Below are 11,794 nucleotides of genomic sequence, written 5' to 3'. Positions count from 1 at the left end.
CTGGCCGGCCCAGAAAGCCTAAGCGGTGGCCAGGCTGCTGTCGGCCTTGCTCGTCAGCTCCGCCTTCGCAAACGCAATCGGCGCACCATGCGAGAGCTTGGCCGAGGCCTGGTCCCAGGTACCAGCGCCCTGGAGCACAATCGCCAACGGGCCTTCGCCCTTGCTCTGCAACTGCGGCGCCGTCTGCGTCAGCTCCAGCACGCTGTTGCCCAGTGCAATGGTGGCACTGTTGCCGCCGTCGGCGGCGTGGATGTGGGCCTTGTCGCCCAGCAGCGCGCGGTAGCGCTCCAGGCTTTGCAGCAGATCGCTGACGGCCACCGTCAAGCGTGCCACACCGGTGGCACCGTTGGCATGCTGGCGCACTTCGCCCTCAGGTACGCGCAGCTTGCGCGGCGTGATATCCCCGCAGAGGAAGGGCAGGTCATGCGTGTGCGGGCGGCCGGTCTGCCATTGCAGGCGTTCGCCATCGGGGCGCAGCCGGCCGCCATCCAGCGGGCCTTGCAGGTCCAGGCCGCGCGCCTTGGCCGCAGCAATCACCTCGGCGGTGCTGGGGGGCAGCAGCGCAAAGTCGATGATGCCTTCGCCATGCTGGTCCAGCAGCTGCCACCAGCGGTCTTGCGGTGCCGGGCTGCGCCAGGCGATCAGCTCGAAATAGGCGCCATCCTCAAACACCACCAGCGCATTGTGGGTGGGGCGGCCGGGGTGTTCGCCGCCGCGCACGACGGTAAAGCCCAGTGCAGCGTAGTCGTCAATGGTTTTGTCGAGGTCGTGGACCGCGATCACGATGTGGTCAAGTGTCAGTGCCATGGGATAGCTCCGTAAAAAAAAGGGGGGAGGGTCGGGTGTCAGGCCGCTTGCTTGTGCGTCTGGGCCAGCGAATTACTGTGCTCGACGCTCGCGCGGATGGTCTGCGGCTGGCGCAGCAGGTTCAGGATCGGGCAGGTCCGCTCCACGGCGGCAAACAGCGCATCGATGTCGGCACGCGGCGCGGGCGAATCGATATGCACGGTGTAGGCAATGTCGTGTGGCCAGACGGGCGTGGCCTCGTGGCCGGGCTTGCCGGCGCGCGGGTCGATCACGCCGCTCACCTCCACGTCCAGGCTGGTCAGCGGCACCTGTTGGGCGGCGGCCTGGATCAGAAAGATATGGGTGACGCAGCTGCCCAGCACACCCAGCTGCAGCTCGGGCGAGCTGGGGCCCAGGTTGTAGCCGGCAAAGTTCGGCGGGCTGTCGCTGATGACCTGGTGCTCGCGGATACGGATGCGGCGCACGCCGCTGCGCCCTTCGGCGCTCACGTTGGCGCGCAGCGCCGTGGCCTGGGCGGTGCCGGCATCGATCTGGGCATCGCGCGCCAATACGGCGCCGCGCTTTTCAGCCAGGTAGTCATTCAAGGTAGCAGGGCTTGCACTCATGGAATCATTGGGAAATGTGCTGCATCGGCGGGAGGTGATGCGTGCCTACGAACGAAAACACGTTCTCAGTCCATTGTTGGCACGCATGCCCCATCCGTGAACTGCGCAGATCGCATGTGCATATGCGGCTGCCGCGCATGTGCTTATGCGCAAACCCTCTATGCGGCGCCAGGCCTGGCGTCCGCCTGCTTCCTTGGTTTGCGCATATCGATGCTCTGAAAAATACCTTCTCGCCGGCCGCCGAATGCCTAGCATGACACACCCAGATGGCGGCACTTTCTGCAAGGGTGCCGCTGCCCGGCGGCCGAGGTTGGCGTGCCGGTGCAGGCAAGGTTGCCCGTGGCTAGCGAGGGTGGTGCGTGGTGTTGAAAGCGAATAAATTCAAAAAACTGGCGGTATGGAGCGCGGCAGTGCTGGCGCTGGGCGGGCTGCTGTCGGCCTGCTCCAAGAACGAGAGTGTGGCCGAGGCCAAGGCCGACACGGGCCCGGCCAACGGCGGTGCCCTGGTGTACCTGGAGCAGCAGGCGCATACCAATCTCTACCCGCCAGCCGGTGGCTTCTACCCCAATGGCGGCGTGCTCAACCAGATCACCGACAAGCTCACCTACCAGGACCCCAAGACGCTGGAGATCCAGCCCTGGATTGCCAAGAGCTGGACCATCAACGACAGCGCCACCGAGTTCACATTCGAGCTGCGCCCGGGCGTGACGTTCTCCGATGGCACGCCGCTGGATGCCGCAGCCGTGGCCAAGAACTTTGACACCTACGGGCGCGGCAACAAGGCACTCAAGCTGCCGGTGTCCGAAGTCATCAACAACTACGAGCGCAGTGAGGTGCTGGGCCCGCTGACGGTGAAGTTCTACTTCAGCAAGCCGTCTCCGGGCTTCCTCCAAGGTACCTCGGTGATCGGCTCGGGCCTGGTGGCTTTGCAGACCTTGGAGCGCCCGTTTGATGAGCTGGGCGATGCCACCAAGATCATTGGCTCGGGCCCCTTCGTGGTGGCCAGCGAAACCCTGGGCAAGGAGCTGGTGCTGTCGGCCCGCAAGGACTACAACTGGGGCCCTGCGCAGCTGGCGCACCAGGGCCGCGCGCGCCTGGATGAAGTGCGCTTTATCGTCACCCCGGAAGACAGCGTGCGCATCGGTGCGCTGCTGTCGGGCCAGGCTGGTGTGATCCGCCAGGTGCAGGCCTATGACGAAAAGCGGGTGGAGGAGCAGAAGTTCGTCATCTATGCGCCGTCCACGCGGGGGGTGAACAACAGCATTGTTTTCCGGCCCGACAACGCGCTGGTCGCCGATCTGAAAGTGCGCCAGGCGCTGCTGCATGCCACCAATACCCAGGAGGTCGTGCAGACGCTGTTCTCGCACAACTACCCGCAGGCCACCTCGGTGATTGCGTCCAGCGCGCTGGGCTACGTCAACCTGGCCAGCAAGCTGGCCTATGACCCGCAAAAGGCGCAGCAGCTGCTGGAGAGCGCAGGCTGGACACCGGGGCCGGACGGCATCCGCCAGAAGGACGGCCGCGCGCTGGCGCTCGCTGCCTATGACTCGCTGCCCCAGCCGCAGAACAAGGAAACCCTGCAACTGGTGGCCCAGCAGTGGGCCAAGGTGGGGGTGAAGCTGCAGGTGCTCAGCGGTGATGCTGGCGTGCGCATTGTCGACAACCTCGATCCGGAGAAGACGCCAGTCGCCCCCGGCATGGTCGGCCGCGCCGATCCGGATGTGATCAAGAGCAACTACTACCCGACCAACCGCAACGTGCTGCTGCAGCAAGGCGGCGTGAGCCAGAAGGTCAAGGGCTTTGTCGATCCGCAGCTCAACGGTTTGCTGGAAGCGATTGCCGCGCAGACGGACGCCCAGAAGCGCCTGGCGCTGACCGCCGAGGTGCAGAACTACCTGATCGACCAGGCTTATGTGATCCCCATTTTTGAAGAGCCGCAGGCCTTCGCCGCTGCACCCTGGGTGCGCGAAGTGGGGTTTGAGGCCGTAGGGCGCCCGAGCTTCTACAGCACCTGGCTGGCCAAGCGCTGAGGCGAAGCCCTGCTGAGCGTCAAGGAGCACCTCGATGTCCTTCTATCCCTATCTGGCCCGGCGCAGTGCCCAGGCGCTGCTGGTGCTGTGGGCGGCGTTCACCGCGTCCTTCGTGCTGCTGCAGCTGCTGCCGGGCGATGCGCTGCTGATCAAGTTCCTCAGCCCCGAGCTGGGCCTGGGCCCGCAGGAGGTGGCTGATATCCGCGCCGCCTATGGCGCAGACCAGCCCGTGTGGCAGCAGTACTGGCACAGCCTGACCGGCTTTGTCAGCGGCAACTTTGGCTACTCGCTGCAGGCCGGCGTGCCGGTCAGCCACGGGCTGGCCACCAGCCTGCCGCCCACCTTGCGGCTGGCCGGCCTGGGCTTTGCGCTGGCCGTGGTGCTGGCTCTGGTGCTGGCGCTGCTGGCCCAGCTGGCACCGTGGCGCTGGCTGCGCGGCGCGCTCTATGCGCTGCCGTCGGTGTTTGTCTCGGTGCCGGTGTTCTGGCTGGGCATTGTGCTGATCCAGCTGGTGTCGTTCCGCCTGGGCTGGATCCCCGTGATCAACCCCGGCAAATGGCAAGGCCTGGTGCTGCCGACCCTGACCTTGGCGATACCGATCGCCGCGCCGCTGGCGCAGATCCTGTTGCGCAATGTGGACGAGGTGCTGACCCAGCCCTTTGTGGCCGTGGCACGTGCCAAGGGCGCGCCGCGCCTGTGGCTGCTGCTGCGCCATGTGGCCGGCAATGCCGCGCTGCCGATGCTGACGATGGCCGGCGTGCTGTTTGGCGAGCTGCTGGGCGGCGCCGTGGTGACCGAGGCCGTCTTTGGGCTCAACGGTCTGGGCAGCCTCACGCAGCAAGCCGTCGGCAACCAGGACAGCGCCGTGCTGCAGGCGGTCGTGGTCATCTCGGCCACCGCCTTTGTGCTGATCAACCTTGCGGTGGACCTGCTCTACCCGCTGTTCGACCCGCGTTTGCGCAACCGTTTGGGAGTTTGACCATGTCTGCAAGCACTTCTTCCACCGCCGGGCTGGGCGCCCTGGCCGCCGAGCCGGGCCTGCTGACCGGGGCCCGAGCCACGGACAGCGCTGCGGTGCAGGCGCCGCAGCAGCGGCTGGCTGCGCCAGGCCTGCCTGCCCTCTTTGCCAAGGCCCTGCAGCGCCTGCGTGCCGCACCGCTGGGCCTGCTGCTGGCCTGGGGCGTGCTGGCGCTGGTGGCGCTGTGGGCCATTGCGCCGGGCTGGTTCACCAGCTACAACCCGGTGCTGGGCACGGCCGGCCAGCAGCTGCAGGCGCCCAGCGCCGTCCACTGGCTGGGGACGGACGCGCTGGGCCGTGACAGCTATGCGCGCCTGGTCTACGGCGCCGTCCATTCGCTCAGCGGCGCCTTTGTGGCGGTGAGCGTCGGCCTGGTACTGGGCACCTTGCTGGGCCTGGTTGCCGGCGCAGCAGGCGGCTGGGTGGAAGACGCGGTGATGCGCCTCGTCGACGTGCTGCTGTCGGTGCCCTCGTTGCTGCTGTCGCTGTCGGTGATCATCATCCTGGGCTTTGGCACCGTGAATGCGGCGCTGGCGGTGGGGATTGTCTCGGTCGCGAGCTTTGCGCGCCTGGTGCGCTCGGAAGTGGTGCGGGTGCGCCGCTCTGACTATGTGGAAGCGGCACTGGGCAGTGGCGGGCGCTTTGCGGCCGTGCTCTGGCGCCATGTGCTGCCCAATTCGCTGACCTCGGTGATCGCGCTGGCGGCGCTGCAGTTTGGCTCGGCCATTCTGGCGATCTCGACGTTGGGCTTTCTCGGCTATGGTGCGCCGCCGCCGACGCCCGAATGGGGCCTGCTGATTGCCGAAGGCCGCAACTACATCTCCACCGCCTGGTGGCTGACCGCCGCGCCCGGCCTGCTGGTGGCAGCGGTGGTGCTGGCGGCCAACCATATCAGTGCCGATCTGACCCGGAGGCGCGCATGACCGAGGCCGCCATTCCCGTCTTGCAGGTCGAGAACCTGTCGATCGCCTACCACGACGGCCAGGCCGAGCAGCGCACCGTGCACGAGGTCTCGTTCTCCATTGCCGCCGGCGAGGTGCTGGCCCTGGTCGGCGAGTCCGGCTCGGGCAAGACGACGACCGCGCAATCCATCATTGGCCTGCTGGCCGACAACGGCCGGGTACAGGCCGGCAGCATCCGCATCAACGGCACCGACGTGGCGGGCTGGTCGCAGCGCCAGCTGGAGGCACTGCGCGGCAAGGTGGTGAGCCTGATTCCGCAGGATCCGACCACCTCGCTGAACCCGGTGCGCACCGTGGGTGACCAGGTCGGCGAGATGCTGCGCCTGCACGGCTGGCGCGACAAAAAGCAGATTGCCCAGCGTGTGCTGGAGCTGCTGCAAAAAGTGGGGCTTTCGCAGCCCGAGCTGCGCGCACGCCAGTTTCCGCATGAGCTCTCGGGCGGCATGAAGCAGCGCGTGCTGATCGCCATCGCGATTGCGCTGCAGCCTGCACTGATCATTGCCGATGAGCCCACCAGCGCGCTCGATGTGACGGTGCAGCGCCGCATTCTGGATCTGATTGACGACCTGCGCCGCGAGTTTGGCACCGCCGTGCTGCTGGTGACGCATGACCTGGGCGTGGCTGCCGACCGCGCCAACCGTCTGGTCGTCCTGCAGGCCGGCCGCATCCAGGAGCAGGGGCCCACGGCCGATGTGCTGCGCAACCCGCAAAGCCGCTACACGCGCCAGCTGCTGGCCGATGCGCCATCGCTGGGTACGGCGCCGGCGCGGGCGCCGCGGACGGTGGCGGCAGAGCCAGCGATTGTGGTGCAGGGCCTGGTGCATGACTTTGCAGTGGCGGGCCAGCGCGGCCTGTTCCGCGCGGTCGATGGCATCTCGTTCGAAGTGCCTCGGGGCAGCACGCATGCGATCGTGGGCGAGTCCGGCTCGGGCAAGACCACGACCATCCGCGACGTGGTGGGCTTTGGCAAACCGACGGCGGGCCGCATCACGGTCGAAGGCGTCGATGTGACATCGCTGCGCGGCGAGGCGCTGCGCCAGTTCCGCAAAACGGTGCAGCTGGTCTACCAGAACCCGTTCAGCTCGCTCGATCCGCGCCAGAGCATCTACGCGATCATCGAAGAGCCGCTGCTGAACTTTGAGCGCCTGGCGCCGGCCGAGCGCGAGCGCCGCGTGCATGACATGCTGGCCCGCGTGGGCCTGCCGCCGGCGGTACTGACGCGCCGCCCGCGCGCGCTCTCGGGCGGCCAGCGCCAGCGGGTGGCCATTGCCCGGGCGCTGATCCTGCAGCCGCGTGTGCTGGTGCTGGACGAGGCCGTGTCTGCCCTCGATGTGACCGTGCAGGCGCAGATTCTGGCACTGCTCGACCAGCTGCAACGCGAGTTGCAGCTGACCTATCTCTTTATCTCGCACGACCTGGCCGTGGTGCGCCAGATTGCCGATACCGTCTCGGTGCTGCAGGGCGGCCGCCAGGTCGATGCCGGGCCGGTGGACGAGGTGTTCTCGCGCCCCGGCAGTGCCTATACGCGCGAGCTGATCGCTGCCATTCCCGGACAAAAACACCACCATGAACCAGAGCCCATTCCTGCACTCGCCGCCTAGAAAACGCCTGGGCTTTTTCAGCCGCCTGCTGGACCAGGCCAGCGCTGCCGAGCGCTACCGCCTGGTGTCCGAGCAGATCCAGCATGCCGAGGCCCATGGCTTTGACACGGCCTGGGTGGCGCAGCACCACTTTCATGAAGCCGAAGGCGGCCTGCCTGCGCCGCTGGTGTTCCTGAGCCATGTGGCGGCGCGCACGCAGCGCATCCGCCTGGGCACGGGCATCGTGACCCTGCCGATGGAGAACCCGATCCGGGTCGCCGAAGACGCGGTGGTGCTGGATCTGTTGTCCGGTGGCCGCCTGGAGTTTGGCGTGGGCACCGGTGGCACGCCCGAATCCTTTACCGCCTTTGGGCTGCGCAGCGACGACCGCGCCCGCATCTATGCGCAGCACCTGGCGGTGTTGCGCAATGCCTGGGCGGGGCTGCCATTGCCTGGCGGTGATCGCCTCTACCCTGCCGGACCGCAGCTGTTGCCGCGCATCTGGCAGGCCACGTTCTCCGCCGCCGGGGCCGAGCGCGCCGGCCTGGCCGGTGATGGGCTGATGCTGTCGCGCACCCAGCCGCGCAGCGCCGAGGCGCCGGGTGCCAGCCTGGCCGACATCCAGAACCCCTTGATCGACACCTACCTGGCGGCGTTGCCGGCTGGCACGGCGCCGCGCATCCTGGGGTCGCGCACCCTGTTTGTGGCCGAAGTCCGCCAGCGTGCGTTGCAGCTGGCCGATGTGGGCCTGCGCCGCAGCCTGGCGCGTGCCGCCGCTGCGAACCCGGGCGGCCCGGCCAGCCAATGGGGGCCGGATGCACCGCTGGCGCAGCTGCTGGCCGCCTACGACGTGCATGTGGGTACGCCCGATGAGGTGATTGCCTTGCTGCGTGCCGATACCGCGCTGGCGCGGGTGACCGACATCTCCTTCCAGGTGCATTCGATCGACCCGCCGCATGCCGACATCCTGCGCTCGATCGCGCTGACCGCGCAGTATGTGGCGCCGGCGCTGGGCTGGTGGCGCGACGACGCGCCGGTGCCGCCCGCAACCGCCTCTGCCCCCGTGCCGGTGCCGGCACTGGCCTGATTTTTTTGGAGTGATGCACTGATGACTTCTGCATGGAACCCATCGGAGACCGATGATGTGATTGACCAGCTCGCCGGCATACAGCCGGGCAGCCACCTGGATGCCGTGCGCCGCCACCGCCTGCAGGCGCGTGAGCAGGCACAGCAAAGCTACCTGGCACTGTTGGCGCCCCGCGCGCCGCTCAGCAGCCAGTGGCCGCTGAACGAGCGTTTGGCAGTGGCCGCCTTTGTGGCCGCTCTGCACCAACAGCCGCAGGTGCAGCGTTTTTACCGCGATGCATTGGCCACCCAGGCGAGCCTGGCGCTGGGCAAAGCCATTGATGGCGAAGCGGCACAGGGCCTGGCCCGTGGGCCCTATGGCCAGTACCCGCAAGGCCCTTTGAGCGCCGAAGACCAGGCCGGCCCGGTCTACGCGGTGGCCGCGCAGAACCGTGCCGTGCTGGGCGAGCGCTTGTCTGCCGGCCTGGCGCATGCGCATCTGCTCGCCTTCCACCCCCGCGATGCCAAGCCCGCGCATCTGCAAGCCTTGCTGGATGCGGGCTGGAGTGCGACCGACATCGTGGTGCTGTCGCAGCTGGTGTCTTTCCTGGCCTTTCAGATCCGCGTGGTGGCGGGGCTGCGCCTGTTGCAGGCCCATCCTGCCCCATCCGCATCCGCCCCACAACCCACCGCCGAGGAGAACGCCGCATGAGCGAGCAAACCTTGCATTACCCGAACAGCACCGAACCCCAGGTCTTCACCCAGGCCCAGCTGGACTGGCTGCCCTGGATTGAACCGCTGCCGGAGGCGGAGCTGACCCCCAGGCATTTTGACGGTCTGGTGGATGCGTCACGCGCCAAGTCGCCATACTTTCGGCTGCTCGCCCGCGACCCCGACACCCTGGGTGCGCGCACCCGCACCGACAAGGACATCTTCTACAACCCCGATGGTGGCCTGCCCCGCGCCGAGCGCGAGCTGGCCGCTGCGGCCACATCCCGCCTCAACGGCTGCATTTACTGCGCCTCGGTGCATGCGCGCTTTGCGTCGCATTTCTCGCGCCGTGAAGAGGATGTGCAAAAGCTGCTGGACCAAGGCGTTCAGGCCGATCTGGGCCCCCGCTGGAACGCGATCGTTGCCGCCTCGGTGGCATTGACCGAGACGCCCCTGGCGCTGGATGCCGGCCATATCGACGGCCTGCGCCAGAACGGGCTGGACGACTATGCGATTGCCGATGCGCTGCAAGGCGCGGCCTTCTTCAACTGGGCCAACCGCCTGATGCTGAGCCTGGGTGAGCCGGCGCTGGAGGCTGCGCAGGCCTGAGCCGGCCAAGCCCTGGATGCCGGCCCGGTGCAACAGCGCGCAGACCCAGGGTTTTTCTGGGCGAGGCCGCTGCCGGGCGGGCGCAGAAAAAGCGGATACTTTGGCGCTGTATCCCCTTCGGTCCATGGCCTCCATGCTCCTTCTTCTGCATCTCTCGCAGCGGCTCGCCGCAGCTGCCATCGGCGCCCAACGGGCCGGCCGGGGCCCCGGTATGAAAGCCCTGCAGCTTTTGCGCGCCTGGCTGGCGCTGCTGGCATGCGGCCTCGGCGTGGCCAGCGCCCAGGCTGCGCCGCCTGACTACCAGGAGCTGTATGCCCACCCCGAGCGCGCGATGCCGATGCAGCCGCACTGGCAGCTGCGGCCTGTGTCGTCGTCGGCGCCGCCCTGGGCAGAGATTTTCATGTTCCAGATCGGCACTGATCCCCGACACATCGATCGCCTGCGCTGGCTGAGCCTGAACCCGGACCCGAACACGGGGCTGGCGCCCGCGTTGTTCGATGCGCTGGAGGGGAACACGCTTTTTCTCGCGCCGTCCGCACGCAGCTTCTGTGATGGCCGCTGGCAGGTGGTGCGGTTGGATTCGCACAACAACTCCAAGGTAAACAACGTGCTGCAGCCCGCTACCAAGGTCTGGCTGGTGCAGCACAAGCCCAATGGCCGGCGAGAAGCAACCACCGCCTATGGGCACCTGGATGCGCAAGGCCATTGGGCCGTGCCACCGGTTACCTGCGATGGCGGCACCACGAACGGGATGTACTCCCCCGATGCGGTCGCCTACCTGGTGCCGGGTGACGCCCAGCCCTTGCCGTCGGCGCTGCGCTTGGGCGTGGTGTATGCGCAGCCAGGCCTGCGCGATGCCGGAGGCCGCTGGCTGGCGCCGGTGCCGCCCCGCGATATCACCACCGCACAGTGGATGGACTACAAAAAGCAGATCGTGACACCGGGCTCGACCGGCTCGGGGCTGATTGATCCGCAGGGGCGCATGGTGATTCCGTTCATATTTGGCCAGTTGCCCGATGCGACGGCGCAGCGCCGCATCCAGCTGTGCAGCAATGCCGGGCTGCGGCTGCAGCGGGACGCCGGCACGCCCCGGGTATGCCGCTGGCAGCGCCTGCAGCGCAGCCAGGGTGGGGAGGCACTGCGCCCTGTCAAGGATGCGGCCACCGGGCGCTGGGGCTACCAAAATGCAAAAGGCCAGTGGGTGATTGCGCCGCAGTTCCACGAGGCGCGCCGGTTTCGCCATGGCTACGCGGTGGTGTCGGCATTGTTTGCCGAGGACTGGCGGCCGCCCGGCTGGCGGGACGAGTGGCCGATGGTCCGGCAGTACTGGCGCATGGGCCGCTACTGGGTGGCCGAGGCGCTGGTGCGCAATCCATCGACCGCCGGCCAGTGGGCCATCCGCTATGGCGTGATGAACGATGCCGGCCAGTGGCTGGCGCCGCAGGCGCAGCTGCCGCTGCAGATCACCGTGCCGTCACCAGCTGGTGGCCGCAATGGCCACTATGCCCGGATGGTGGCCGCCCATTTGCCGCAGCTGCTGGGCCGCCATGTCGAGATCAGGCATGTGCCCGATGCCAGCGTGGCCGACTATGAGCGGCTGGCCGCCGACGGGGGCGACCGGGAACTGCTGTTCACGGCCATGACCCTGCCGCGCGGCGGAATCCCGGGCCTGCACCAAGGGCCTGCCATCGATACCGCGCTGCGATCGCTGCTGCCGGTGACCCTGGTCGCATCGCAGCCCTTGGTGCTGGCCATCGACAGTACGCAGGCCGATGCGCTGGGCATTGGCAACACCGACGACCTGCTGGCCTATGCGCGGGCCCACCCGGGCCGGCTGCGCGTGGGCACCGGGGACGATGGCTGGATCGGCCAGTTGGCACTGGCCGAGCTGCTGGCGCGCGGCGGTGTGGACATGCAGCGCCAGGTCTTCCGCGGCATGTACCCCGACTCCGATGTGGTGACGAAGGCGCATGCGGTGGAGCTGGTGCTGGCGCCCGTCAATGGCGTGGCCACGGCGGTGCGAGGTGGCCAGCTGCGGGTGCTGGGCACCACAGCGGACCCAGCCCATCCGCAAAGCCTCGATGGCGTTACCTGGCCCACCTTGGGCGCCCATGCCGCGCTGGCGGGTTTGGCGGTCTACGACCACTACATCCTCTGGGCAGCGGCCCACTCCGACCCTGCTGCCAACCGCGAACTGCAGCAGGCCGTGGCCCAGGTGCTGGCCCGGCCCGAGGTCCAGCAGCAGCTGCAGGACGTGCAGGCCGTCGGCGGGGGCGGCCCGCCCGAGAGCCTGCTGGCGCTGGAGGCGCAGATGCGCGAGCAATGGCTGCGCTGCTGTGGGAAGCACCTGCGCTCGGTCAAATAAGCCTATAAGGCAGTTGCGTTAGACTGCAGCATCCTCGCGCGG

At 67.9% G+C, this 11,794-nt stretch carries 10 protein-coding genes; 8 read left to right on the top strand and 2 right to left on the bottom strand.

Going from position 1 to position 11,794, the window contains the following annotated elements; all coding sequences use genetic code 11:
- Positions 1-18: 18 nt before the first annotated feature.
- On the bottom strand, positions 19-807 hold the full coding sequence (locus ACCQ08_RS02895) for a VOC family protein (protein ID WP_312410539.1): 789 nt from the start codon (positions 805-807) through the stop codon (positions 19-21).
- A 38-nt stretch (positions 808-845) separates the two neighbouring features.
- Complete coding sequence (locus ACCQ08_RS02890; protein WP_373448801.1) at positions 846-1,412, bottom strand: OsmC family protein; 567 nt, start codon at positions 1,410-1,412, stop codon at positions 846-848.
- 365 nt (positions 1,413-1,777) lie between these two features.
- Between ACCQ08_RS02890 and ACCQ08_RS02885 the strand changes: the two genes are divergently transcribed.
- The 8 genes from ACCQ08_RS02885 to ACCQ08_RS02850 all read left to right on the top strand — a co-directional run bounded on the left by ACCQ08_RS02885 (position 1,778) and on the right by ACCQ08_RS02850 (position 11,752).
- Positions 1,778-3,442, top strand: coding sequence for a TIGR04028 family ABC transporter substrate-binding protein (locus ACCQ08_RS02885; RefSeq protein WP_373448800.1), 1,665 nt, complete (start codon positions 1,778-1,780; stop codon positions 3,440-3,442).
- Between the two features lie 34 nt (positions 3,443-3,476).
- Positions 3,477-4,421 carry an ABC transporter permease gene (locus tag ACCQ08_RS02880; protein WP_239811050.1) on the top strand — a complete coding sequence of 315 codons (945 nt, stop codon included), beginning with the start codon at positions 3,477-3,479 and terminating at the stop codon, positions 4,419-4,421.
- 2 nt (positions 4,422-4,423) lie between these two features.
- Positions 4,424-5,383: an ABC transporter permease gene (locus ACCQ08_RS02875; RefSeq protein ID WP_373448799.1), complete on the top strand. Its 960-nt coding sequence runs from the start codon at positions 4,424-4,426 to the stop codon at positions 5,381-5,383.
- Positions 5,380-7,023 carry a dipeptide ABC transporter ATP-binding protein gene (locus tag ACCQ08_RS02870; protein WP_373448798.1) on the top strand — a complete coding sequence of 548 codons (1,644 nt, stop codon included), beginning with the start codon at positions 5,380-5,382 and terminating at the stop codon, positions 7,021-7,023. The genes ACCQ08_RS02875 and ACCQ08_RS02870 overlap by 4 nt, the downstream gene beginning before the upstream one ends.
- Positions 6,989-8,089, top strand: a complete 1,101-nt coding sequence (locus ACCQ08_RS02865; protein WP_373448797.1) for a putative FMN-dependent luciferase-like monooxygenase — start codon at positions 6,989-6,991, stop codon at positions 8,087-8,089. The genes ACCQ08_RS02870 and ACCQ08_RS02865 overlap by 35 nt, the downstream gene beginning before the upstream one ends.
- Before the next feature lie 21 nt (positions 8,090-8,110).
- Positions 8,111-8,779, top strand: a complete 669-nt coding sequence (locus ACCQ08_RS02860) for a CMD domain protein (RefSeq protein ID WP_373448796.1) — start codon at positions 8,111-8,113, stop codon at positions 8,777-8,779.
- Entirely contained in the window at positions 8,776-9,387 is a 612-nt protein-coding gene (locus tag ACCQ08_RS02855; protein WP_373448795.1) for an alkylhydroperoxidase domain protein, read from the top strand. Before ACCQ08_RS02860 ends, ACCQ08_RS02855 begins: the two co-directional genes overlap by 4 nt.
- 133 nt (positions 9,388-9,520) lie before the next feature.
- Positions 9,521-11,752 (top strand): tripartite tricarboxylate transporter substrate-binding protein, encoded by a 2,232-nt coding sequence (locus tag ACCQ08_RS02850; RefSeq protein WP_373448794.1) that lies wholly within the window; start codon positions 9,521-9,523, stop codon positions 11,750-11,752.
- Positions 11,753-11,794: the final 42 nt, after the last annotated feature.

It is taken from the genome of Comamonas sp. SY3, assembly GCF_041730275.1.
Classification (GTDB): Bacteria; Pseudomonadota; Gammaproteobacteria; order Burkholderiales; family Burkholderiaceae_C; genus Comamonas; species Comamonas sediminis.
The sequence above is the reverse complement of the archived record's forward strand: the minus strand, read 5'-3'. Positions and strand labels throughout refer to the sequence as shown.